Below are 23,831 nucleotides of genomic sequence, written 5' to 3'. Positions count from 1 at the left end.
ACAAAAAGGCCTTGCAAAACAAGTGACCAATAGTCATTTGTTGCGTGGATTTTTACTTTGCCAAATCGAGAATTGCGAAATCGCGTTGCTGTTCTATTTAGGGTCTGGATTTGACCCAGCGGCAATGCAACAATCAAGCAGACGAACGGACGGAGCGTAGCTATGACCAATAACCAGTCTTCAACGGGGGTGGTAACCCCGCTACCCGGGACAAATAACGCGCAGGCCGCGCGCGGTTTTGTGCGTTCTGTGAACGACTGGCTGATGGAATGCGCGCTTGATGATACCGACATCAGCGAGCTTCTGTCAGGTATGGCCAGCCGTTTGGTGGCATCGGGAATTCCGGTTGACCGGGTTATGGTCGCCTTTAAAACCCTGCATCCATTGTACGAAGGGGTGTCTTACATCTGGACCAAGGAAAACGGCCAGGTCGAGCGCACCACCCACATGGGGGGAGATGACAAGGGCCACGACTGGGACGAAAGCCCGATGAAGTGGATGCTTGATAACGATGTCAGCTTCATGCGCCGTCATCTGATTGGTCCAAGCGCAGTTGTTGATTTCCCCATTCTGGAAAGTTTCCGCCGAAAGCGTGGCACGGATTACTATGCGCTGATGACCCCGTTCGTCACGGACAGCGACAGTACACTCGATAGCAACCGCATCTTCATGACCTATCTGACGCGGCGGCCCAGTGGCTTCTCGGACGAGGATCTGGCCATCTTGTCAGGTATCCAGCGCCGGTTTGCAGTGTCGTGCAAAATGCGCATCAACCATGAAGAAACCAGTACCATTCTTGAAACCTATCTTGGTACCGATGCCGGGCAGCGGGTCCGAAATGGCCAGATCAAGCTGGGTGACAGCACCAAGACACGCGCGGTGATCTGGTTTTCGGACATGCGCAACTCAACCTCGGTTGCGACCCATGTCGGCGATGATGCGTTTCTGGGTGAAATGAATGATTTCTTCGGCGCAACAGCGGGTGCGGTTCTAAAGCATGGCGGGCAGGTTCTGCGCTATATAGGCGATGCGACCCTTGCAATCTTCCCGATTGACGAAGACGAAACAAACCTTGAAATCGCCTGTCACGCGGCACTTTATGCTGCGGCCGAAGCACAACTGAATATTGATGCCCTGAATGCGCGGCGCGAGGCAGAAGGAAAGCTGCCGTTCGATTACGGTCTTGGCATGCATGTCGGCGATGTGATTTACGGCAATGTCGGCGTTTCTGAACGTGTCGATTTTACTGTGGTCGGGCAGGCGGCAAACGAGGCCGCCCGTATCGAACAACTTACCAAGCAACTCGGCAAACGCGTTCTTGTCAGCGCGGTCGTGGCCCAATTCATTTCCTGCCCGACGTCAGAAATGGGTGCCTATGAGCTTCCGGGAACCGGGGTCAGTGTTAAACTGTTTGCGCCTGATTTTTCCGAAGCCTGCCACCGTATCGAGCTGATGCGCGCAGGATAGGTTTATTGACTACTTCTGCGCCAATTCAGCAATCCGGGCGAGCAACGCTCCTAAAAGTCTGATCCAAAAACTCAGGCTTATCATGGTGCAAAACACTGGCAAAAATGCCAGCAGGAAGCAAACCGTTGCAGGGAGTGTTTGTTGATAAAGTGCGTAGCCAGAGACGACAGCAATCAACGGCGCGAAAAAAAGACCGGTAACAAATACCCCGTACCGATCGAGTGGATTGATTGGAGTCCGTATTTTCCAATGGAATTCGCCGCGCAAAACATCGGGTATGTAGGGTAGAGCAGCGAACACATTCAATGCGAGAATCCCACCATAGATCGACAAGATGACGCCTTGAGGAGCATGGGTTTCGATAAAATGGCTTGCTGGCTCGTTATCAAGCAAGTCGATACACGCGAGGACAAACGCTACGAGCGCAGGCAGTGCAATTATCCTCTGGAAGTGCTTCGAGTATCTGTGATTCATTCACAAATTTTATCGACGAAAAGGTAAGTTGCAACCGATTAGCCCCGTTTGGCGCAACACTATGCCAGATTATCAAAATCCTTCACCACGCTGCTGGCAGCTTCACCAACGCTGGTGAAGGTTTTTTGTGCGTCCGTGACCGCCTTGGTCGCGGCCGCGATGATTTCGTCATAGGGCGACGGTTTGTTTTCTGCGAGCATTTTCTGCATGGCAACACCGGTGGTGGCCGATGCCATCGACATGATATTGCGCATATAGTCGGTTGAATCCTGCACCGCATAGGCTGCGGCCTGGGCGACCTTTTGATAGGCGACACCATTTGCACCGGGGATTGCCCCGTTCAAGACGGCATGATTGGTGGTGCCGACGGCCTGAACGATCTGCGGGTTCAATGCCGTGCTAAGCGGCGGTGTGCCTGGTGGGTTGTCAGGGGCAGCCGGGTCGCTTGCAGAATTGCCGCTGCTGGCATCATCCGGGGCGCTGCCATCTTCGGTTTTCTGGCTGGCGGATGCGTCGTTTTGGGACGTGTCAGCGTCGCTGTCAGTTGAACTGGCGCTGGCTGACGGGGCGCCCGCACTGCCTTGTGCGTTATCCTGGTCACCGCCGTCCGGTTTCGGATCTTCGTTTGGTTTGTTGTCTTCGTTAGCCATCGGAAACCTCATTTTCGACTGGTCGCAGGACCGGATTATGGATGGTTGCGAAACGGGGCCGGGCGCTTAAACCATTAGCCGGTCTGGTTGCCGCCACCATTATTTGATCCCATACCGCCGCCGGAACTATCCAGAATCATTTTGCAGGCACTGGACGTGACGGCATTGCCGATCTGTTGCAGGCCACCCTGGGTCTGCATGGCGTTTTGCATCGACAGACTGATGGAATGAGCCATCGTCTGATACACAAGCCCCATGGCCTGTGCCGGCGCTTCGCCCAGAACCTTGACGTTGTTCTGGGTCACCGCGTCGGTGATTTGTGAATTTACAGGGGTGTTGTCTGCCATTTCACGCCCTCATGTTTATGACCATTGCCGGTCTCAATGACCGGACAGGTCGGGTGCCTAGCGGCGGGTTGCTGCCAAAATTACGAGAAGTGTCAAAAGCGCATCGCTGTTGTCAGACCGGCCAAGCTTGGCGGTGGCCTGTGCGCCAGCCATGGTGTTGACGGAGTAAAGCTGCATCACGCCCTGATTTGTGGCGGCCTGTGAACACATTGATGCCTGCTGTTGTGCCTGTACTGCGTTCTGGAACAGGATCGATGTCGAGTGCGCCGCACTCTGATAGATCGAACCCATTGCATTCGCAGGTGCAGAGCCAAGAACACTGACCGCACTCTGGGTGACTGAGTCGGTAATCTGACCGTTCACCGGGGTTGGAATTGCCATGTTATCCTCCGAAAAGGCGGTCGGTCTGACCGCATATCCTTAGACGTCGCACGGACGCGGTTGTGATCAATTAGCCAGCCTGCGCGGTGATCATCGCGACAAGCTTCGATGTTGATGTATTGGCAACCTGCTGCATGTTGCCTTGTGTCAGGGTGGCGTTTTCCATCGCAAGACCGGTCGCATGTGAATGTGACTGCATCGCGATGGAAACGGCCTGTGCCGGGCTTTCGCCCAGGACCTTCACGTTGGTCTGGGTAACGGCATCGGTTACTTGCGGGTTGACGATATCGCTCATTACTGGACCTCGTTGCTTTCGCCCTCTTGCCCACCGGCGTTGTCGGGCCCGCCGCGAAACCGTGCATCAATCTCGCCCCAGGCGGTTTCATACCAACGCCCGGCGGTTTCGCCATCGTCTGCGGGATCGTCTTCCGGCGCAGTATCGGGATTGGTGCCGAGCGGTGCGGCCCCGAACTTCAAGTCGGGTTGTTGTTGACGTCCGTCTGCTTCGCCCGGCGCATGACCGGACCGGTTGCGGTAAAAAAATTTGGTTTTTGGTCCTGAACCGACAAGGTGGCTTTCGCGCACTCCATGGTGGTCGCCAGACTGGCAACAGCCTGTTGCTGCTGTTCATTGACCATGTTGGCAAACAGGATTCCCTGCGCCTGTGCTTGCGACAGATAGGACTGCATTGCGCCCATCGCCGGGCCGTTGGCAATGACAGACGTGTTGGTCTGGGTGACGCTGTCGGTGATCTGTTCGTCGACTTCGTTTGGATTGCTCATCGGAATGTTCCTTACTGGTTGCGGCGATTCATCATTTGCAGAACGCTTTGGGTCATGGTCGTCATGCCGATCATGGCATTCTGCTTTTGGGCGGAGACCATGTTCGCCATCAAAATGTTCTGCGATTGCGCCTGTCCCAACATCGACTGCAGGGCGGCATAGCCCGGACCCGCCCCCATGGTGGCGACATTGGTCTGGGCAACGCTGTCAGTGATCTGGTCGGAAACCTCGCACTGGTGCATGTCGGTGTTGTGATCGACATGGCCGTGCTGGGATTTCTTGCCGTCTTGCGCAGGTGGTGCCGATGGCATGTCCGTCTCCTTGGCTGGCGGAAGTGGTACGTATCGTGATGACGTTGCACCTTGATGTTTGTGATAGAAAAAGCCCGGCAAGCGTAAGCATGCCGGGCGGGTTTGGCGGCGAAACCAGTTTCGATGTTACGACACGGATGTTCCGGTCGTTGCCTTGAGAGCCGACAAAAGCGAAAGCATATTGTCGGGAACGTCGCTTGCTGCGAGCTTCGACGTTGCAACAGCACCCGCCATGGTGTCGACAGAATAAACCTGAATGACGCCCTGATTGGTGGCTGCCTGGGAAGAAATGCCGACCTGCTGCTGGGTGCTGACAGCGTTCTCATAGAGAATACCGTGCGAATGTGCCAGCGACTGGTACAGCGAGCCCATGGCCATTGCCGGCGCGTCGCCCATTACCTTTACATTGGCCTGGGTGACAGCGTCGGTAATCATGCCATTGACCGGAGTGTTATCAGCCATTGTGTATCTCCTGGTTGCCTAAAGAAGTGCCGGAAGGAAAGCGTGCTTTCATCCGGCCCTTTCCGCATGTCTTGCGGTCAGACAGTTGACGAGGGGCTTATGGTGTTGTGACGTCAGGCCGGGCAAAAAAATGGCGCTGTCTGAGGGCATATCACAAACAGAAATCGGGCGGTCGCATTGATCTGCGACCGCCCGATTTGAAGCCGGATGCCCGGGCCAAAGGGTGCGGGGAAATCAGCCTTTGGTTGCCTGAAGGGCAGTAAGAAGCGACAGCATGTTGTCGGGTACGTCGCTTTTGGCAATTTTGGAGGTCGCAACAGAGTCTGCCATCGTATCGACCGAATAGATCTGGATGACGCCCTGATTGGTTGCGGCCTGCGAGGTGATGCCGATCTGCTGCTGGGCGCTGACGGCGTTTTCATAAAGAATACCGGTGGAATGTGCGAGGGACTGGAAGATCGAGCCCATCGCCATTGCCGGAGCGTCGCCCAGAACTTTCACGTTAGCCTGGGTGACAGCATCAGTGATCTGACCATTTACCGGGGTCGGAATCGCCATTGTAAACTCTCCTTCGTTACGCTTTGCTGTATGCTGCTTGCTGTTGTGTTTCTGCCGGGGTTTCGCCGTCCCGTTTTCAGTCTATCGACGCTGGGTGTCAGTGGTTGTGACGCGTCTTTTTTTGTGCAGTGCTTATTTTTTTTCGTGCGGTGGGCATTACTGAATGCCCGACGCTCTCAGGTGCTCACGTGCGAGCTGAACACGTTTGCGTACCGCACAGTTGCTAAGCCCAAGGGCGCTTGCGATCTCGTCATAGGTGCGATCCTGGACACAGCGCATCAAAAGCGGTTTGCGCAATTTTTCCTGCATCGCCAAAAGGGCTGTTTCAAGCTGATCAAGCTTTTCACCGGCAAGATAGGATTCTTCCGGACTTGGCGTGACCGGGGCGGTCATGGGGGATGCCGGTGTGTCCGCAGCGCCATGGGTTTCTTCGCGGTATTCCGCCTTGCGCCGGTTCTGCCGATGCAAGTCAATACAGGCATTGTGGACAATGCGTGAAAGCCAGGCGCGATGGTTGCGGATCTCGTCCATGGAATCTTCGAACTTGGTCGATGCCTTGACCATCGCTTCCGACAGCGCGTCTTGTGCGTCGTCCATATTGCCTGACATCAGTTTCAGGCATTGCTTCAAAAGTGTGTCCTGTTGATCGATCCAAAGCGGCCAGAAATTCGGCGCTGCTGGTCCGGCAGAGGTTTCTTTTTGCGCACCCGGTTGTGATGCGTTCGGGTGCTGATCCTGCTCTGTATCGTACGTTTGCGGTCGGGTCGGTGGTTCGGTCGGGGTGGATGGCGATTGCGGGATAGGGTGCCGCAATGTCGGATTTTCGCCACCCGGAATAATACCACGCAAGATATCAAGCGGATCAATCGGGGATGCTGTGCCGGGACCACCGAGTGCACCGGCAATGATGTCTTCCGGGCTGGGGCCGCTGCGTGACGGTTCAAGCCCCGGAAAACCCGCCAGAGGATTGAAGTCCGCGGGATATCCGGGCGGGGGACTATACGTGTTGTCCGCTGTTTTTCCCGCATGTGTCGGCCGGGTTGATTTGTTGGCTTGTTCTGGGGCCGTGGCGGGTGATTGTTGCATTCCGGACGCCGATGCGGAGGCTTGGGTAATTGCATGTGCATCAAGGGCTGCGTTTGCGCGGATGCCCGACCAGTTCCGGTCGCTGCGTGGATCACCGGTATCCTCGGTTTTGGCAAGCTTTGCCAGATAGTCCTCAGCAATTCGTGCCCGGTGTTCCGGTTTCAAACGCGACCAGATCGACGTTACCTTGTCATCATCGCCCAACGCCAGCGTAAGGCTTTGCTCAAGTGTTTTGGCAAAGCTGATCTCAGCTTCGGTCAGGGTTGTCTCATCCTGCGGACTGTTCTTTTCATTCTGCACTATGGACCCCTCCGGTTGATTGACTGCAACCATAGGTGATTAGGATTTGCGGTAATCATTATGACGCGACCGCAACTAAAATGTGAAAAATATTTTTAATACATCCTATGGTTGTGGTTATGTGCGCAACGGCACAGCCGTCGCAACGCGGGCTTTCAGACATATCGGGACGCGGTATCGCGCGTTGACGCGCTTGTTATTATCTTTGGTGGTGCTGGTCAGGAACGTTGACCGTTCCGTTCCTATGTCTTTTTGTCCGACGCAGGCTTTTGACGCCCGGAGCCGGATTTTCCGGGTTTTTGTTCGTGATCCGGGGCTTGTGGCGGAAACGCTTCAGCAAGGGCGGTCTCCACCTTCTCATACAAGGCCTGCATACGCAGATCGATTTCGTGGGCGATAATGTTGCGGATCTCGTTTGCGATCTCGAACATGATTTGTTGACCGTCATGTGCATTCGGATCAGACGCCATCTGTGGTGCACCCTGTTGTGCGGGCTGTTGGGCCTGTTGCGGCGCGCCCTGTTGAACGCCCTGTCGCGTGCTGGCTGGGGGCGGCGATGCTGTTTGCCCGGAACCCTGCTGGCCGATTGGTCCCTGTGGGGGCTGGGTGCCCGATTTCACGTTTTCCGCGTGACTGGCAATTGTCTGCTTTTGTTCAAGAACCTGTGCGCGGGCCCGTTCGGCCGCCTGGGACATGGCTTGCTGGGTTGCCATATATTCCTGATTAAAGGCTTTCCTGACGGCATCCTTGCGCCCGCTTGCCGTGGCAATATCGTTTTGTGCCTGTCCGGTCATCAGCTGCCTCCCTTGCTGCTGCCAGCGCGCCCCGTATTGCTGCCTTTGCTTTTGGTCGCGCGGGTGGACGGCTTGGCCGTCGATTGCCTGGCGGGGGTGGTTGTGCTGTTCGCGTCACCATCATCGGTCGATTTCGATGCGGGTTCGTTAATGCCGGATGCATCCGATTGTGTTTCTGCGCTGGTGACTGTTGATGCCGTCTTTGCAGTGTCGAGCATGAAGGCCGGCGGAATGAAGCCGTACTTTTCAAGATCTGCGACATCAGGATCATCTGGCAGGCCGGTCAGGCTGGTTTCAAGCCGTCCTCGACTATCGGCAATCATGCTTGCAGCCCGGCAGGCCGAATGATCGCTTTGGGCATTGCAGGTCAGGATTGCCGTCGGGGTGCTGGTTCGGGCTTTGGTCATTAACTGTGCGGTGACATCAAAGCTGATTTCGGACTCATAGCGGACCAGAACAATCAGGCCAGCCCCCTTGTCGCCGTCGCTTGGTGGCGTGATCTGAGCCCAGAAGGGAATGCTGACATTCGGTTCGATCACAACACTGCCCGCGACGATGGGGCTGGGCAGGCTGCCAACATATTCAAGCTGTACGGGTATCGGCGCATGATTGGCAAAGATCAGCCGGATCGATGCCAGATCAGGCGTTGCTTCGCTGCCAGCGGTTCCGACAGTCTGTTCGAGATGAAGCGCATGTGGTTCGCCGCTATAAATCGGAACTTCCGAAATCTGGGATGGGGGGCTGTCCGAACCTGCCGTATCAAACAGAAGCGCGCGCAATTGCGACGGAACTGCGTTCGGCGCCGTGACCGACAATGCGGACCTTGCATCTGGCGTTGTGCCGACATGCAGTGACCATTTGCGCAGCGCGTTCGGCACTTTGGGCGCCAGCATTTTGGCGGAGATCGCTGTATGTGCGCTCGTCTTGGTTGGCGACATCGGATGCCCCTGCGCCATGCTTATCGACCAATCCGGGGTGTCGGTTTCGTTTTCTGCTGTGCCTTGCAATGACGGCATGGCCGTCCGAAACATGTCATCATGGATGACGGGGCCGCTCATGTCGGTTGTGCTGCCATCGGCATGGGTTGTGCTGATCGCCCAATGCGCATTGCCCGTTCGGGGGGCGTTGGGGGTCGCCGAATTGTGCGACGCGCCATCTTGTGCAAATTCATCTGATTGATAACCGCCATCGAACCCGCCGAATTCTTCGGCAGGGGCCTCAGTTGATGGATTGGACGTTGATGTGCTGGGCGCAGTGGGCGTATCGCCATCAAGCAGATAGCGCTGAATGATCTGAAACGCTGTTTCCATGGGCTGGGGTTGCTGCGGTTGCTGGCCCGACCCGGCAGTCGGGGCTGCAGAAAATCCCGGCAGGCCAAAGTCACGGCACAAGGCGGACATCATGTCCATGGCTGCTTGCTCTGCGCTGCCTGGGTCGTGGTTCTCGCTTGGGCTTTCGCTTGGCTCCTGCAGGTTTTTTTCCGCCTCTGCCGGGTCGGCTTCGGCAGAGTTTGGCCCGTTTCCGGGTTGTGGACTGGTTTTGCTTGAAGCCTTTGCTGGTTTGGGCGCGTCACTATCGGTCATGCCTGCACTCCCCAATGGTGCCTTGCAGCGCATAAAAGGGCCGCCATAGTGCCGCCCTTGATCTGCAAGAAGTTATAACGGTTCCTTGCAAACAGACGCGTCTGACCGGTGGATGTGAAAAAGTTTCGCCAGCAAGTGCTGGTTGCAAAGTCGCGGGCAGGACCGCAGAAACACAAAACCCCGTCGGGGGTGACCCGACGGGGTTTTGTAAATCAAAATGGTGCTGGTGATAGGATTTGAACCTACGACCTACGCATTACGAATGCGCCGCTCTACCAGCTGAGCTACACCAGCACGATTCATTTTGTGGCGCGGAAAATACGGACAATCACCCGCCTTGGCAAGAGGTTTGTTGTACTTTTTGCCAACAAGCGCCGGACTTTCAGTCATGCCCTGAAATCAGGACAGAGACACACAATATCACATTGACCATACTGTTATTATCCGGCTTAGATGTGCGCGATCAAAATCGGTCAGAATCAATGTGTGGGGGCAAATCATGTGTCGTTGGCTAAGCTATATCGGGGATCCGGTGTATCTGGAAAAGCTGGTCTTTGAGCCGCGCCATTCACTGGTCGAACAAAGCCTGCACGCCGAACAGGCCAAAACGCCGACCAATGGCGATGGCTTTGGCCTTGGCTGGTATGACGAACGCCCGACACCGGGGCTTTATCGCGAAATCCTGCCGGCCTGGAATGACCCGAACCTGCGTTCGCTTGCCCATCATATCCGGTCTGGCCTTTTCTTTGCCCATGTTCGCGCCTCGACTGGCACCCACACCAGCCGTACGAACTGCCACCCGTTTGCCAACGGTCCGTATCTTTTCATGCATAACGGCCAGATTGGTGATTATCCGCTGGTGCGCCGATCCTTGGAAATGATGATCGAGGATGAATTTTACGAAGGTCGGCAGGGATCAACCGATAGCGAGCTGATCTTTTGCCTGATGCTGACCCTTGGCCTGCGCGAAGACCCGCACCGTGCGATCCGCCGCACGATCGAGGTTGTCGAAAATGAAATGAAGCAGCGCGGCGCAACCGCCCCGTTCCGTTTCACCGCCTGCCTGTCCAATGGCAAAAGCGTCTGCGCTATTCGTCATGCCAGCGACGACAAGCCGCCATCGCTCTATTGGCGCAAACGCGATGATCACGTGATTGTCGTCTCTGAACCACTTGATGCCGAAAGCGACAGCTGGAAGGCCGTAGCGCCGAATCACACCCTGCATGTCGAAGGTGATTTGACCATCAGCGAAGAAGCGACATTGTTGGCATAGATGCGATTGCGAGTGTTATCTGAGTAAGATGAGAAAATTGGAAAACATCGACGAACGCCTGTTTGGCTGTTCTTGTGTTTCATTCTCGTCTTATGTTTAATCGTCAAGCAAGCTAAAGCCAAAAGTGCATTAGGGTAAATTTCTGTGCGTAAGAAACTGGTCGTCTATATTGGCGTCGTCTTGGGGTTGTTCGTTGCCATCTCGGTATCGTCGGCATTGGTTGGCTACGTTGCTCACAAAGAGTCATGGCCCGCGAAGATACATGCATATTTGGCAGGTCGGACGGACCCATGTTGTATCGAGCAAGTGCAAGAGAGGTTGACGCCATCTGATCCGCAAGATCAATTCTCGCAGGTTGACGCTGTTCGTGATTTTGTTTTTACAAATAGTATACGTGCTGATCATGACTTCGAGCAGGACATACATCCATATGATACTGGTGGTGTAATTCAGGCGCTGATTGATGCAAATGACGGACAGATCGGGCCGATAAGTCTGCTGTGCTCATCGCGTTCAAATGCGATGACCGGCATTTTGGATCAAATGGGCTTGCGTTCCCGTCAGGTGCATGTGTTCTCTGAGCAAAACGGGTCTCACACGTTTCTTGAGGTAAACAATACCCAAGATGGCAAGTGGTATATCCAAGACCCGGACTACGATATGTTTTGGGTGGAAACAGCGACAAAACGCCGTTTGGGCTTGGGAGAAATGCTCACTATGTCTCTTGATGATGTCGCACCCTGCAAATCAACAGAGGATTGCGGTTGGCACCTTGCGGAGAATTTACGCCCCTATTTCGGTGCGGGCATTTACTTCAATTTCGATACAACACCGCTGATTGTAGTCAATCAGGACCGTTTTAACCTGAATACAGTTCTTGAGTATAACGATCCGCCGGGGACGATTGTTGAGTTCGCGGATGTTACTTGGGGTGCTGATTACGGAAAGCCAATTTTGAGTGTTGTCCACGGGGAACCATAGTTCTCCCTATGGAATGCCGAGCACGACAACTCAATTGATCTTTTAGCTAACAACAACAATCTGACTGCGTGCCTTGACCAAGGCACGTTGCAGGGCGTCGCTTGGGGCGGTGTTGAGCAACACAGTCTGGAAATCGCTGGCGTGGCCGTCGCGGCAGAGTGCTTTGCGGCCGACTTTCTTTTCGTCGATCATCAGGATCGGGTGATCGCAGCACGATACCAGTGCACGCCTTGCGCGGACTTCATCCATGTTGAAGTCCAGCAAATCCCCTTCGTCGCTCATGCCACCGACACTGACAATCCCGAAATCGGCGCGCATGCTGCCGAAAAAATCCGCGCTATCGGCGCCTATGATATCCAAATCACGCGTACGGACCGTGCCACCGGCAAGGCGAAGCGTGACATTGGGCGCGTTTTGCAGCGCCATCACCACATGAAGATTGTTTGTGAGAACCGTTAAGTTGCGATGCGATGCCAGATGCTGGGCGGCGAGTTCGGCAGTGGTGCCGGTGCCAATGGCGATCGTGCAGCCCTCCGGGATCAGATCGGCAACCTTGGCGGCAATCGCCATCTTGCCTGTGCGGTTCCAGTCCTCGCGTTTTTCATAGGCCGAGTTATCCGGATCGGGTGCCGGGCCCGCCAGACCATGACGGCGAAACACGCGCCCCTGTTCATGCAGGTCACGCAAATCGGTGCGGATGGTCTGGACCGATACGTTAAAGCGGCGTGCCAGTTCCTCTACCGCCATGAAGCCGGTCGATTTGACAAGGGCGACGATGCGGTCGCGTCGGCGATCAAGGGGTACTGCATCAGGCGTTTTAGTCACGGCTTTTCTTTCGTTCGAAAGTTGTAATTTCGCTTGTGATCTTAGTATAGACAGGCCGAAATACCGCTGCATAGCCCGGTTTTCCTGTTGAAACATTTAATTCTTGGTGTTGTCACACAACTGAAATCGAAATCCCGATAGCTTCCGGGTCGAAACATTTTCGAACGAAACCTTCTTTTCGACCAAGGGATGCCGATCATGCGTAACGTTCTTCTTGCTGCTGTAGCAACTGCTGCGATGATGCTGCCGGTTGTGGGTCAGGCTGCTGAAAAACTGGTTCTTTATACCAGCCAGCCGAACAAGGATGCCCAGACCACTGTTGATGCCTTTATGGCTGCCAACCCGGAAATTGAAGTTGAGTGGGTCCGTGACGGCACCACCAAACTGATGGCGAAACTGCGTGCGGAAATCGCTGCTGGCGACCCGCGCCCGGATGTTCTTCTGATTGCTGATACCGTGACGCTTGAAGGTCTCAAGCAGGAAGGTCAGCTTCAGGCCTATAAATCCGATGAAGCAAGTGCCTATGAAGACGGTCTTTATGACGGTGACGGCTATTACTATTCGACCAAGCTGATCACCAGCGGCATCGTTTACAACACTGGCGTCAAAGCCCCGAAATCCTGGAAAGACCTTGTTGATCCGGCTGTTAAAAACCAGATCGCAATGCCAAGCCCGCTTTATTCCGGTGCGGCCCTTATTCACCTGTCCACCCTGACCGAGAACAAGGATCTTGGCTGGGATTACTATCAGGCACTGAAAGCCAACGAAGCACGCGCCAAGGGCGGCAATGGCGGTACTTTCAAGGCGGTTGCATCAGGCGAAAAGCCATATGGTGTGGTTGTCGACTTCCTTGCCATCCGTGGCAAGGCTGATGGATCACCGGTTGATTTCGTCTTCCCGTCTGAAGGTGTGACCTATGTGACCGAGCCGGTCGCGATCATGAAAGACGCCAAGAACGTTGATGCCGCGCACAAGTTCGTTGACTTCCTTCTGTCCGAACAGGGTCAGGAACTGGTGCTTGATATGGGTTACATCCCGGCGCGTAACGACATGGCGCTTCCGGCCGGTTTCCCGGCACGCAGCGAGATCAAGTTGATGGACTTCAATCCGGCCATCGCGCTGGAACAGGCCGAAGCCAACAAACAGAAATTCGCAGACATCTTCGGGGCTGAATAATGCAGGCTACAGGTCGCCTTCGCGGCGTTCTGCCTGGCATAATCGCCAAACCAAATGGCAACCGGTCTTCGGACCGGTTGCTGATTTGGTTGGTGGTGCCGGTATTTATTATTTCGATTTTGCCGATCCTGCGCCTTGGGTTTGAAGGTGTGATGGTCGGTGGCGTGCCTTCGTTTGATTATTTTCGTGATGTGCTGGGCAATTCATCAACCTGGCGGGCCACGGCAAACAGCCTTTATACCGCCGGTCTGGGAACGATTATTTCCCTTCTGATTGGTGGGGCGTTTGCCTTTCTGGTGGCGCTCACCGATATCCGCGCCAAGGCGGCATTGGTGTTCTGTTTCATGATCCCGATGATGATCCCGCCACAGATTACGGCGCTCAGCTGGGTGCAACTGACCGGACCCAGCAGCGCGCTGTTAAACGCCATTGGTATGGCCCCACCGCTGGGATCGCCCCAACCGCTTTATTCGGCTGAGGGCATCGCCCTTTTGCTGGGGATCCAGCATGCCTCCATCGTGTTTCTGACATTGCGGGCAAACCTGCGCATGTTGCCCCGCGAACAGATCGAAGCCGCACGTCTGGCGGGCGCACGCGGCGGGCGTTTGTGGTGGCAGATCATTTTGCCGCTGACCAGTCCGGGCCTGATTGCCGGCACCGCCATGGCGTTTGTGACCGCCCTTGGCAATTTCGGTATTCCCGCGATGCTGGGCATTCCGGCAGGCTACCAGACGCTGCCAACCTTGATTTATCAAAAGCTTGCCGGGTTTGGCCCGTCGGTTCTGGGCGAGGTTTCCGTTCTTGCCATGTTGATCGGCGCGATTGCGATTTGTGGCGTGGCCTTGCATCACCGATTGCTGTCCAAACGTGACTATCGCCTGATGGGGATGGTCGGGCGGCCGCTTGATGTGAAACTCGGCGCGCGTCGCGGCTTGGTTGAAATGGTCCTTTGGGCGGTGTTGGTTGCCATTCTGGTCATTCCGCTTCTAGCACTCTTTACCACCGCACTGGTTCCGGCCTTTGGCGTCAAGCTGACTTTTGCGAATGCGACGTTCGAGGCGTTCCACGAAGTCATGTTTGTGCAGCCATCGACCATCCGCGCGTTCCAGAACAGTTTTGTTCTGTCCGTGGGGGCGGCGGTGACGCTTGTTCTGATGTGCCTGCCGCTGGCCTATGTGATGGTGCGCAGGCCTTCGAACCTGACCAAGCTGATCAATCTTCTGGTCGAGGTGCCCTATGCGCTTCCGGGCGTGGTTTTGGCGATTGCCTGCATCTTGTTGTTTATCCGCATTCCGCTGATTGATGTCAGTTTGTATGGCACGCTTGCGATCATTTTTGTCGCGTACTTGGCGCGTTTTCTGGTGATTGCACTGCGTCCGGTGATGAACAGCTTTACCCAGCTTGACCCGGCCCTTGAAGAAGCCGCCCAGGCCTGTGGGGCAGGGCTGTCGCGACGCTTGCGCGATATTCTGTTGCCACTTGCTGCCCCTTCGGCTGCGGCCGGTGCGCTTTTGGTCTTCCTGACCGCCTTTAACGAACTGACCGTTTCGGCCCTTTTGTGGTCGGCCGGGAACGAGACGTTGGGCGTTCTGATTTTCAATCTTGATGACAGTGGCGACACCGTTCTGGCTTCGGCCGTGGCGGTTCTGGTCGTGCTGGTGGTGATCGCGCTGATGAGCTGTTTTCAGCTTGCCGCGCGTCGTTTGCCCAAAGGAGTTGTACCGTGGCAGACATAAATCTTTCGCGCATTACCAAATGCTTTGGCGATTATCGGGCGGTCAATCAGGTCTCGCTTGATATTGCCGATGGTGAATTCGTGGCTCTGCTGGGCCCGTCCGGCTGCGGCAAGACGACGCTATTAAGGTTGCTTGCCGGGTTCGAGGAACCCGATCACGGCCAGATTTCATTGGGTGGTCAGATCATGGCGAGTCCTGAAAACAACGTCATGATCAGTCCCGAGGACCGTAATCTTGGCATCGTGTTTCAATCCTATGCCCTGTGGCCGCATATGACAGTCGCGCGCAATGTTGGCTATCCGCTTGAGGTGCGCGGGCTCAGCCGGACCGATCAGGATCGCAAGATTGCCGAGGCACTCGATATCGTCGCCCTTGGCCCGTATGCCAATCGCAGTCCGTCGGAACTATCAGGCGGGCAGCGTCAGCGCGTGGCACTGGCAAGGTGCCTTGTCATGGAACCGCGGGCGGTGTTGCTTGATGAGCCGCTGGCGAACCTTGATGTACACCTGCGTGAAACCATGCAGCAGGCGTTTCTTGATTTCCATCGCCGCACCGGGGCGACGATGATTTACGTCACCCATGACCAGTCCGAAGCCATGGCGATGGCCGACCGGATTGCGGTGATGGACAAGGGCCATATTCGCCAGATGGCAGCGCCCGAAACGCTTTATCGCGAACCGGCCGATCTGATGGTCGCGGGCTTTGTCGGCGCAGGGGCGGTATTGCCGGTGCGCGATGTTTCTGTTGGTGGTGATGGCACCTGTTCGGTCCAGCTGGGCGAAAGCAACATTACCGCGCGCATCTGCCCGAAACTGGCCGATGGCATTGCGGCGGCCAATGCCGGTTTGTGTCTGCGGCCCGAGGATGTCTGGGTCACGGATGAAGCGCCGTTGCGCGGACAGGTCGATGATTGCGTCTATCTCGGCGGGCGGTTCCGCCTGTCGGTTCGGATTGGCGATGATCAGACATTGCCGGTCTATGCCAACCGCCGGGCCCGCATTGGCGAGCAAGTCGGCCTTCAGGTCAAAGACGGCTGGGTGTTTGATCGCATGTCGGGTGAGGCCGCCTGATGTCAGCCCGCATGCGTGTTCTTTCCGGTCTTGGCGAAAAAGGCCCGGCCTGTTTGCGACTTGAATTCTTTAACCGGCGCTGGCTGCTTGATTGCGGGGTGGGTCCCGAAAGTGATCAGGGATTTGATCCGGCGTGGCTCAATAAAGTTAACGCCGTTTTCATTACACACGATCATATCGATCATATCGGGGCGGCGGGCGAAATCGTTGATGCCGGTTTGCCGATCTATTGCACCGAAGTCACCGCGCGATCGCTTCCCAAGGGGGCGAATGTTGTTCCTTTGCCACCCGTCGGGGAAATTCAGGTGGATGGTGTGACCGTCACCACCGGACGCACCGGCCATTCGTTTGGCGGGGTGTGGCTGCATTTCGAACTGGGTGGCGGAGTGCTGTATTCCGGCGATTTCTGTCAGGAATCTGATTATTTCCTGTATGACGCGCCGCCTGATGCCGCAACAGTCCTGCTTGATGCATCCTATGGCATGGAACAGCTGACCCAGCAGGTCCGTATTGATAGTCTTTTGACCACCATGACCAAGCTGGACGGGCAGATCCTGTTTCCCGTGCCACCCAGTGGCCGGGCGGCGGAAATGGCGTTGTTGTTCGAGCGCCACGGGCTGGCCGACTGGTCGATGGATGATCGCTGCTATGGGCAGGTCAAGCAGGTGCTTGATGCTCATGGATCGGACTACGTTGCAAGTGATGCGATCCGTCAGTTGCGCAGTCTCAAGGACAAGGCCAAGCACTTCAATCCGGATGCACGGTTGCTTTTGTGTCATGCACCATGCGCGACCTTTGGCAAGGCGCGTGAGTTGATTGATCAGTGGCAGGATGCGGGGCGGATGGGGTCAAGCGCGCATGTGATCTTTACCGGTTTCATGCCGATCGAGGCGCGCAAGATGGTGGAAAAGGGTCATGCTTATTTCCGGCGCTGGAACGTGCATCCGCTGGCAAGCCATGTGATTGACCTTGCCAATCAATGCCATGCCATGCAGGTCGTCCCGCTATTCACCAGCCGTCCAGAGGACTTTGGACTTGTCGACGGGTTTGACGGGCGGCTACAGCTTGCAGATCGGTTCTATTTGTAATGCACAACAAAGGTAATGCCCGGTCATGATCTATGCCGCTGAAAAGTTCGATTTTCCCAAGCTGCCGTTTGTCTTCATCCGGCACGGGGAAACCGATGCCAACCGGGCGGGTATCATTGCCGGGTCAAACGAACCGCCGCTGAATGAAACCGGGCGCGCACAAGCGTTGGCGATTGCACCATTAATGGCGATGGCGAAATGGCATGCGGTTTATGTCAGCCCGCAGGATCGGGCTCGCACGACGGCCAATCTTGTGCTGCCGGGGTATGACGCCCGGGTCCTTGATGGGTTGCGCGAACGTCATTGGGGCGATCTGGAAGGCTGCCCGATTGGTGAACTGTGCCCGCGCTTTGACACCCCGCCCAATGGCGAAGGGTTTGATGCCATGTGTCAGCGCGTGTCCTTTGCCATGCAACAGGCCCTGGCAGAGGTCAGCGATAACCTGACCGTCATTGTTGCCCATTCCGGTGTAGCGCGCTGCATTCTTTACATGACCGGGTTCGAGGCCGATGGCCCGCGTGTGCCCAATGCGACCCCGATCCTGTTCCGCCCGAACAAGGATGGTTGGGGCTATGAAAATTTGACCGAAAACCTGATCAAGGAGATTTCTGCGTGACTGAACCCAAAGCCCGTGATGCGCGTGATGCAGTCGTGTTTGATATGGATGGCACGCTGGCGCATTTTGATGCCGATGCTTTGGGGCATCTGGTTCATGGTGCGGAAAAACAGTGGGATGCGTTCTTTGACGCCATGGACCACGCCAAACCAATTGAAAATATCGAAAAACTGTTGCGCATCCTGCATGCATCCGGCCATGCAATTCTGATCTGTTCAGGCCGCCCGGCTGGATGGCAGCACCGGTCAGAAGCGTGGCTGCGTGCGCATGATATCCCGTTTGATGGCATGTATCTGCGTCCCGAAGATGCCGATCACCGCACCGATGAAGAGGTCAAGGAAGACCTTCTGGCCAGGATCATAGAAGATGGGTTTAACCCGTGGCTGGTTGTCGATGATCGCAGGCGGGTCGTTGATAAATGGCGCGATATGGGCCTGACCTGTTTGCAGTGTGCGCCGGGTGAATTTTGACAGTAAGTTTTGATTATGAGTTCTAATCATCACACAAATAAAAAGACCGGCCTCGTGCCGGTCTTTTTTTGTCTGATTATTCAAACAGCTGGCGATAGTCGCCATAACCCTCTGCCTCTAAATCCTCAATCGGGATGAAGCGAAGGGATGCGGAATTGATGCAATAGCGCAATCCGCCACGGTCCTGCGGGCCGTCGGGGAAGACATGGCCGAGATGGCTGTCACCGTGTTTGGACCGAACCTCGATCCGGCGCATGCCAAGCGTGTTGTCTTCCTTGGCGACGATATGGTCGGTTTCGACAGGCTTTACAAAGCTTGGCCAGCCACAGCCACTATCGAACTTGTCGCGCGAGGTGAAAAGTGGCTCGCCCGAGACGATATCAACATAAAGCCCGTCTTCCTTATGATCCCAGAAATCATTGCGAAACGGCGGTTCGGTGCCGCTTTCCTGGGTCACATGATATTGTTCGGGCGACAGGTCGCGGATGGCATCGGGATCTTTGTGATACTTGCTCATATTTCGTCACTTCGTTTTTTGATCTTTGGTCCTGCAATTTCCTGTTTCCAAAGATGGTTGGAATATTGCCGTTGTCCAGTGACTTCACAGCGAAGTGAGATTAATGGCCATCGCGATCAGCCCTGACGTTAGCCCTGACACCAGGGCTGACGTTTGGTTTTGCCGTCATAGGGCCGGGCAAGGCCGTTTGCGATCAGCTCAAGATCAAGCGGGCTGCCATCAATGCGCACAGACGCGACCACACGCCCGCCATAGCGGCCCCATTCGGGTTCGCAGAATTGCACGCTTGTTGCGGCTTTCAGTCGGTTGCGGGCGTAGTCGCGGGCCTTTTGGGCCAGTTGCTTTTCGCTTTCGCATTTGCCGCGCATTTCAGGCGTATCGACCCCGCGCACGCGCACCGACATATTGGCGATTTCTTCGGGCAGTCCCGGAATAGCGACATAGATGGTGTCGCCGTCATAGGCGTAATTGCCGCGATAATCGCGCAGCGGCCAGTCATAGCAGGCAGCATCGGCCGCAAGGTTGGCAAATAACGCAACAGCGGCTGTGCATGCCATGATGGCATATTTGGTGCGTGGGGATGTCGAATGGGTGGGCGTCATGGCGTGGTGTGTTTCTTATAGTTTCAGGCGGGCAAGGATCTGGGCGGCGCGCTGTTCAACCGGGCCTTTGCGAATTTCGACCAGTTCATAGCCGCATTCATGATAGGTCCGGCACAGCACGACATATGTTCTGACGGCTTCAGAGAAGCTTTGTGTTCGCGCCGCATCGGTTTTGTAAATTTCCGACCATGGCGGCAGGACAAAGGCGAGTTTGTGATAGCGATAGGTCTTGATCGCGCGGATCAGGTCGGGGTTTTCGGGAAGGCCGCTTAGTCTTCGATGGGCCAATGTATCGGGCAAGCCACGATCACAGAAAACCGTGCGCGGGTGGTTTTGAATGTCGTCCTGCCACGCGCGGATGGACCGGCGATACATCAGACCGGCATAGGCATCATTGTCAGACCACGGCAGGGCGGTGCCGCCACGTTCCATCTGTTCTTCGATGATGGCGCGCGCGACCTCGGGGCTGGTGTCAAAGCCCCGGTCATTCAGATGACTAATCAAGGTGGTTTTGCCAACACCGGGACCCCCGGTAATGACAACAAGGTTGGACGTTATAGGTGTTTGCATTCGTGTTCGTGTCTCCGCAAGCACGCCGTTCTGGTCGGGCTTTGCGGCAAGGGGATGGCAATATTGTTGTTGGTTTTGGGTAGCGGCAAGATCGGTACGATCTGCGCAGGACCGGCTTTTTAGCGGCTTGTGACGTGAAGTCAACGACCAAGAAGATCAGGTCGAAGAATCAGGGGCAGCCTTCGATCAGGGTGATCGCGCTGTTTCCGGCATGGATGGCAATGACGCTGCCGGTTTCGTCAATTTCAAACCGGATGCCGCGCGTCTGCGCGTCGTCTTGCCACCAGGTCAAATACAGGCCATCGGGGCCAAGATATTCGTGTTCTTCCTCGATCAGGGTTTGATTGGGAAATGCGTCAAGAACGTTTTCCTTGCGGGATCCGATCGAAAGACCATTCACGGTTCGCACAAGGCTGGTCGCAACATCAAGTTCGTCACCATAGATCGATACCCGCGCAAGTTCGCCATCAAGAACCATATAGCCCAATCCATGCGGATCAAGATCGCGTTGCAAATAGGTGCAGCTGTCATCGTCTCCGGCGCGAAAGACATCAAGTTTTGGGCCAAGGACGTCACGAAGGTCGCTGTCTGACATACCGATAACCGCTGCGCCGTAACCCTGTTCTGACAGGTTGGCGAGGTTGGTGGCAATGGCATCAATGATCGTCAGGTCAATGATCACCGTGCTGCCCTCATAGCGGATTTCGCCTGGTGTCACAGTTTGATTGAGATGGATCTGCGGCCAGTTGGTGCCCTCTGTCCAGTTGCCGGGGAACAAAAGGTTGCTTTGCGGTTGCAAGCACAACAGATCGATATTGCCCGGTATATCCTTGTGGCGGGTTCTGGTGGTAGGTGGGATGTCCATGCAGATGGTTTGTGGAACATCTTCCATCCAGTTCACCGGCCCGCCCGGATCATCGCAAATTTCCGGATCAGGACGCAGTTCGCAATAGGGCGGCACGATATTGTCCATCACAAGATCAAGCCGCATGGGGCCTTTCCCTGTGGCGCCGATCAGTGTTTCAAGTGCCTCTGCGTCTGGTTCGAGCCACTGAAAATGGTTGATCGCCCATGCGGTTGTTCCGCGCAGATCCATGACCGCGAAGTCGGCTGTGGTGTCTGCGCTGTATTGGGTTTCATCGGCACTGGCCGTGGCCGAGAACAAGGGCGACAATGCGCCCAGCAGGGCGGTGAAATATCGAACCAGTTTGGGCATGCTTGGATCTCGACGACACTATACTTTGTTCTGCTTCAGAAGCTTATGTGAGTTTTGGTCCGGCGCACAGTGCAAACCTTTGCCTAACCATGGGGTTTTTCAATACGTGAAAGAATATGGTCCGACACCAACTGTGCCGATGGCGAAAGCCGATGCCCACGGGCAGTAATCAGGCTATAGGGTTTAATTTCAATCGCGCCATCGAATGGCAATTCCGTGATCAGCCCGCCACTGGTCAGAAGGGTTGTGACTTCTTCGGCCATCGGGGCAATCGAGTTGGTATCAGACAACGTCGCAAGGGTCACAAGAAGTGATGCCGAGTTGAGGCTGGAATGGGGCAGGGGAAGGTGACGCGAAATAAAGACATCTTCAATCGTACGACGCATCAGGTTGCCCGGCGGCGGCAAAATCCAGTCGAATTGTGCAAGTCGTGCAAGGGTGATCGGTTTGTTGCTTTCAAGCAGCGGGTGCCCCGTACGCACCATGAGGCGGATTTTCTCGCTTCTGATTTCGCGGATGTTAAAAAGGCGCGGGTCCATGTCTTCGGGCACACGGCCAATGACGAAGTCATGGTCACCAGCCAGCAAATCCTTGATCAGCAAGTGAGATGGCCCGACCCCGACATGGGCCTCAAGCAGCGAGTTGACAGCCTGGACGCTTCGGATTGCGGGAACCACCAATTCAACTGCGGCTGCGGTCACCGCACCGATAAAGACGGTACCGCCCCCATGTTTGATGTCCTCGATTTCGCGTTCGGCCTCGCGGATTTCAATCAGCATGCTGCGTGCACGTCGCGCCAGGGCGCGTCCGGCATTGGTCATCTCGATACCACGCGGGCTGCGCACGCATAGTCTGGCCTCAAGGATGCTTTCCATCTCAGACAATAGTCTAGAGGCAGCGGGTTGGGATGTCTTGAGCATGTCCGCCGCCAGACTGATCTGACCAGTTTCTTCCATCGCGACAATCATGCGAAGGTGACTGAGCTTAAGTCCGCGCTGAAAAAGGTTTCCCGACCGGAAAAGCAGCGATTTTGCCGAGCTGAGCGGCTGTTGGGTTGACGTTTTTGCCATATGTATTCCTCCTGCGGTGGGGATTTTAATATATCGTTTTTGATATGCAAGTTTCGAAAATGTTTATTTGATTGTTATGTAGGGCGTCTGAATAATGGCGCCGTGTCCTTTGGGAAATAGGATGCTGTATCAATCGAAAACAAAGACACGACGTATGCGGGCCAAGCACGCCTGTGAAAGTCGGGCTAAGACAAAAATGGCTGGTATGCCGTGTCTTTTAGGGAGGATAGCTATGAAACGTCTCGGTGCCGTAATGGCAGGGGTCGCCTTTGGCGCGGCCGCAATGATGAGCCCGATGATTTCCGGCGGTTACGCCCATGCCGATGAAAAAGGCTATGTCGGGATCGCAATGCCCACCAAATCTTCGGCACGTTGGATTTCCGACGGAAATTCCATGGTCGAGCAGTTTGAAGCTGCCGGCTACAAAACCGATCTTCAGTACGCAGAAGATGATATTCCCAACCAGCTGTCCCAAATCGAAAACATGATCGTTAAGGGCGTGGATGTCCTGGTGATCGCGGCGATTGACGGTACCACGCTTTCGAATGCGCTGGAAAACGCAGCAGCAGCGGGCATCAAGGTCTTCGCCTATGACCGCCTGATCGTTGAAAGCCCGAATGTCGATTATTATTCCACCTTTGATAATTTCAAGGTTGGCGTTCAGCAGGCATCTTCGCTTGTTGATGGTCTGATTGAATCGGGTGAGCCGCCCTATAACGTCGAACTGTTCGGCGGTTCGCCGGACGATAACAACGCGTATTTCTTCTATAACGGTGCCATGTCGATCCTGCAGCCGCTGATCGACGAAGGAACCATCGTGATCAAATCCGGCCAGATGGGCATGGACAAGGTCGGTACGCTGCGTTGGGATGGTGCGGTTGCTCAGGCACGTATGGATAACCTTCTTTCGGCATACTACACCGACGAAGAAATCGATGGCGTTCTTTCGCCGTATGACGGTCTGTCGATTGGTATCCTGTCCTCGCTCAAGGGCGTTGGTTACGGTTCGGGCGACATGGATATGCCGATCGTTACCGGTCAGGATGCTGAACTGCCGTCGGTTAAGTCGATCTTGGCTGGTGAGCAGTACTCCACCATCTTCAAGGATACCCGTGAACTTGCACGCGTGACCGTTTCGATGGTGGACAGTGTGCTTGCAGGCGAAAAGCCGACCATCAACGACACCAGCACTTACGACAACGGTGTGAAGGTTGTTCCTTCCTACCTGCTTGAGCCGATCATGGTTGATAAATCCAACTGGGAAGAAATCCTTGTTGGTTCAGGCTACTACACCAAAGAAGAAGTGCAGTAAGCACTTGAACTTTGAAGGCCCCGGCGGAGACGCCGGGGTCGCTTTTCTCAAACGTGATCGGGCGATCAAGCCCGACTGGTTTCCAGGAAAACAAAGACCAAAGCAGACTTAAGG

29 protein-coding genes and 1 tRNA gene are annotated in these 23,831 nt (G+C 55.4%); 10 read left to right on the top strand and 20 right to left on the bottom strand.

Translation table 11 applies throughout. From position 1 onward, the window contains the following. Positions 1-162 precede the first annotated feature (162 nt). Positions 163-1,467, top strand: coding sequence for an adenylate/guanylate cyclase domain-containing protein (locus AUQ43_RS17225; protein ID WP_062957542.1), 1,305 nt, complete (start codon positions 163-165; stop codon positions 1,465-1,467). A gap of 9 nt (positions 1,468-1,476) precedes the next feature. Here AUQ43_RS17225 and AUQ43_RS17220 read toward each other — a convergent pair whose 3' ends face one another. The 14 genes from AUQ43_RS17220 to AUQ43_RS17155 all read right to left on the bottom strand — a co-directional run bounded on the left by AUQ43_RS17220 (position 1,477) and on the right by AUQ43_RS17155 (position 9,489). Further along, positions 1,477-1,860 carry a hypothetical protein gene (locus AUQ43_RS17220; RefSeq protein ID WP_147250470.1) on the bottom strand — a complete coding sequence of 128 codons (384 nt, stop codon included), beginning with the start codon at positions 1,858-1,860 and terminating at the stop codon, positions 1,477-1,479. A gap of 140 nt (positions 1,861-2,000) precedes the next feature. Continuing rightward, a complete protein-coding gene (locus AUQ43_RS17215; protein WP_062957540.1) occupies positions 2,001-2,591 on the bottom strand; it encodes a hypothetical protein in 591 nt (196 codons plus the stop codon). Between the two features lie 74 nt (positions 2,592-2,665). Beyond that, positions 2,666-2,938 (bottom strand): RebB family R body protein, encoded by a 273-nt coding sequence (locus AUQ43_RS17210; RefSeq protein ID WP_062957539.1) that lies wholly within the window; start codon positions 2,936-2,938, stop codon positions 2,666-2,668. Positions 2,939-2,995: 57 nt separating this feature from the next. Further along, positions 2,996-3,319: a RebB family R body protein gene (locus tag AUQ43_RS17205; protein ID WP_062957538.1), complete on the bottom strand. Its 324-nt coding sequence runs from the start codon at positions 3,317-3,319 to the stop codon at positions 2,996-2,998. Between the two features lie 70 nt (positions 3,320-3,389). Further along, a complete protein-coding gene (locus tag AUQ43_RS17200; RefSeq protein ID WP_062957537.1) occupies positions 3,390-3,614 on the bottom strand; it encodes a RebB family R body protein in 225 nt (74 codons plus the stop codon). Further along, the gene (locus AUQ43_RS17195) at positions 3,614-3,796 is read right to left on the bottom strand and encodes a hypothetical protein (protein ID WP_062957536.1); all 183 of its coding nucleotides are present in this window, start codon (positions 3,794-3,796) and stop codon (positions 3,614-3,616) included. The genes AUQ43_RS17200 and AUQ43_RS17195 overlap by 1 nt, the downstream gene beginning before the upstream one ends. Beyond that, positions 3,793-4,101, bottom strand: a complete 309-nt coding sequence (locus tag AUQ43_RS17190) for a RebB family R body protein (RefSeq protein ID WP_062957535.1) — start codon at positions 4,099-4,101, stop codon at positions 3,793-3,795. Before AUQ43_RS17190 ends, AUQ43_RS17195 begins: the two co-directional genes overlap by 4 nt. Positions 4,102-4,112: 11 nt before the next feature. After that, a complete protein-coding gene (locus AUQ43_RS17185; RefSeq protein WP_062957534.1) occupies positions 4,113-4,412 on the bottom strand; it encodes a RebB family R body protein in 300 nt (99 codons plus the stop codon). A 126-nt stretch (positions 4,413-4,538) separates the two neighbouring features. After that, positions 4,539-4,874, bottom strand: a complete 336-nt coding sequence (locus AUQ43_RS17180) for a RebB family R body protein (RefSeq protein WP_033067648.1) — start codon at positions 4,872-4,874, stop codon at positions 4,539-4,541. A 234-nt stretch (positions 4,875-5,108) separates the two neighbouring features. Further along, positions 5,109-5,432, bottom strand: a complete 324-nt coding sequence (locus AUQ43_RS17175) for a RebB family R body protein (RefSeq protein WP_008890488.1) — start codon at positions 5,430-5,432, stop codon at positions 5,109-5,111. 156 nt (positions 5,433-5,588) lie between these two features. Beyond that, positions 5,589-6,818 (bottom strand): RNA polymerase sigma factor, encoded by a 1,230-nt coding sequence (locus tag AUQ43_RS17170; RefSeq protein WP_181838566.1) that lies wholly within the window; start codon positions 6,816-6,818, stop codon positions 5,589-5,591. A gap of 242 nt (positions 6,819-7,060) precedes the next feature. Then, positions 7,061-7,612 (bottom strand): hypothetical protein, encoded by a 552-nt coding sequence (locus AUQ43_RS17165; protein ID WP_062957532.1) that lies wholly within the window; start codon positions 7,610-7,612, stop codon positions 7,061-7,063. Next, positions 7,612-9,195: a hypothetical protein gene (locus AUQ43_RS17160; protein WP_062957531.1), complete on the bottom strand. Its 1,584-nt coding sequence runs from the start codon at positions 9,193-9,195 to the stop codon at positions 7,612-7,614. The genes AUQ43_RS17165 and AUQ43_RS17160 overlap by 1 nt, the downstream gene beginning before the upstream one ends. A 218-nt stretch (positions 9,196-9,413) precedes the next feature. Next, positions 9,414-9,489: transfer RNA gene (locus tag AUQ43_RS17155), tRNA-Thr, on the bottom strand. Between the two features lie 205 nt (positions 9,490-9,694). Between AUQ43_RS17155 and AUQ43_RS17150 the strand changes: the two genes are divergently transcribed. After that, positions 9,695-10,468 carry a class II glutamine amidotransferase gene (locus AUQ43_RS17150; protein ID WP_062957530.1) on the top strand — a complete coding sequence of 258 codons (774 nt, stop codon included), beginning with the start codon at positions 9,695-9,697 and terminating at the stop codon, positions 10,466-10,468. A 144-nt stretch (positions 10,469-10,612) separates the two neighbouring features. Further along, a complete protein-coding gene (locus AUQ43_RS17145; RefSeq protein WP_062957529.1) occupies positions 10,613-11,449 on the top strand; it encodes a hypothetical protein in 837 nt (278 codons plus the stop codon). 42 nt (positions 11,450-11,491) lie between these two features. Here AUQ43_RS17145 and AUQ43_RS17140 read toward each other — a convergent pair whose 3' ends face one another. Further along, complete coding sequence (locus AUQ43_RS17140) at positions 11,492-12,274, bottom strand: DeoR/GlpR family DNA-binding transcription regulator (protein ID WP_062957528.1); 783 nt, start codon at positions 12,272-12,274, stop codon at positions 11,492-11,494. Between the two features lie 198 nt (positions 12,275-12,472). Between AUQ43_RS17140 and AUQ43_RS17135 the strand changes: the two genes are divergently transcribed. From AUQ43_RS17135 to AUQ43_RS17110, 6 genes are read left to right on the top strand one after another with little or no spacing between them, the layout of a single operon-like run. Beyond that, positions 12,473-13,450, top strand: coding sequence for an ABC transporter substrate-binding protein (locus AUQ43_RS17135; RefSeq protein WP_181838567.1), 978 nt, complete (start codon positions 12,473-12,475; stop codon positions 13,448-13,450). Further along, complete coding sequence (locus AUQ43_RS17130) at positions 13,450-15,186, top strand: iron ABC transporter permease (protein WP_062957527.1); 1,737 nt, start codon at positions 13,450-13,452, stop codon at positions 15,184-15,186. The genes AUQ43_RS17135 and AUQ43_RS17130 overlap by 1 nt, the downstream gene beginning before the upstream one ends. Next, on the top strand, positions 15,174-16,256 hold the full coding sequence (locus AUQ43_RS17125; protein WP_062957526.1) for an ABC transporter ATP-binding protein: 1,083 nt from the start codon (positions 15,174-15,176) through the stop codon (positions 16,254-16,256). The genes AUQ43_RS17130 and AUQ43_RS17125 overlap by 13 nt, the downstream gene beginning before the upstream one ends. Further along, the gene (locus AUQ43_RS17120; protein WP_062957525.1) at positions 16,256-17,344 is read left to right on the top strand and encodes an MBL fold metallo-hydrolase; all 1,089 of its coding nucleotides are present in this window, start codon (positions 16,256-16,258) and stop codon (positions 17,342-17,344) included. The genes AUQ43_RS17125 and AUQ43_RS17120 overlap by 1 nt, the downstream gene beginning before the upstream one ends. Positions 17,345-17,369: 25 nt before the next feature. Beyond that, positions 17,370-17,960, top strand: coding sequence for a histidine phosphatase family protein (locus AUQ43_RS17115; protein ID WP_062957524.1), 591 nt, complete (start codon positions 17,370-17,372; stop codon positions 17,958-17,960). Further along, complete coding sequence (locus tag AUQ43_RS17110) at positions 17,957-18,430, top strand: HAD family acid phosphatase (RefSeq protein WP_198157181.1); 474 nt, start codon at positions 17,957-17,959, stop codon at positions 18,428-18,430. Before AUQ43_RS17115 ends, AUQ43_RS17110 begins: the two co-directional genes overlap by 4 nt. 76 nt (positions 18,431-18,506) lie before the next feature. Here AUQ43_RS17110 and msrB read toward each other — a convergent pair whose 3' ends face one another. The 5 genes from msrB to AUQ43_RS17085 form a co-directional block, all read right to left on the bottom strand. Continuing rightward, complete coding sequence (gene msrB, locus AUQ43_RS17105; protein ID WP_062957523.1) at positions 18,507-18,947, bottom strand: peptide-methionine (R)-S-oxide reductase MsrB; 441 nt, start codon at positions 18,945-18,947, stop codon at positions 18,507-18,509. Positions 18,948-19,075: 128 nt separating this feature from the next. Beyond that, the gene (locus tag AUQ43_RS17100) at positions 19,076-19,549 is read right to left on the bottom strand and encodes a thermonuclease family protein (protein ID WP_062957522.1); all 474 of its coding nucleotides are present in this window, start codon (positions 19,547-19,549) and stop codon (positions 19,076-19,078) included. A gap of 15 nt (positions 19,550-19,564) precedes the next feature. Beyond that, positions 19,565-20,119 (bottom strand): AAA family ATPase, encoded by a 555-nt coding sequence (locus tag AUQ43_RS17095; RefSeq protein ID WP_062957521.1) that lies wholly within the window; start codon positions 20,117-20,119, stop codon positions 19,565-19,567. A gap of 169 nt (positions 20,120-20,288) precedes the next feature. Beyond that, entirely contained in the window at positions 20,289-21,335 is a 1,047-nt protein-coding gene (locus AUQ43_RS17090) for a hypothetical protein (RefSeq protein WP_062957520.1), read from the bottom strand. Positions 21,336-21,418: 83 nt separating this feature from the next. Continuing rightward, on the bottom strand, positions 21,419-22,405 hold the full coding sequence (locus AUQ43_RS17085) for a LysR family transcriptional regulator (RefSeq protein ID WP_062957519.1): 987 nt from the start codon (positions 22,403-22,405) through the stop codon (positions 21,419-21,421). A 232-nt stretch (positions 22,406-22,637) separates the two neighbouring features. Here AUQ43_RS17085 and chvE point away from each other — a divergent pair, with 232 nt between their 5' ends. Then, positions 22,638-23,717, top strand: a complete 1,080-nt coding sequence (gene chvE / locus AUQ43_RS17080) for a multiple monosaccharide ABC transporter substrate-binding protein (RefSeq protein WP_062957518.1) — start codon at positions 22,638-22,640, stop codon at positions 23,715-23,717. Positions 23,718-23,831: the final 114 nt, after the last annotated feature.

Source organism: Thalassospira sp. MCCC 1A01148 (assembly GCF_001613795.1).
GTDB lineage: Bacteria > Pseudomonadota > Alphaproteobacteria > Rhodospirillales > Thalassospiraceae > Thalassospira.
The sequence above is the reverse complement of the archived record's forward strand: the minus strand, read 5'-3'. Positions and strand labels throughout refer to the sequence as shown.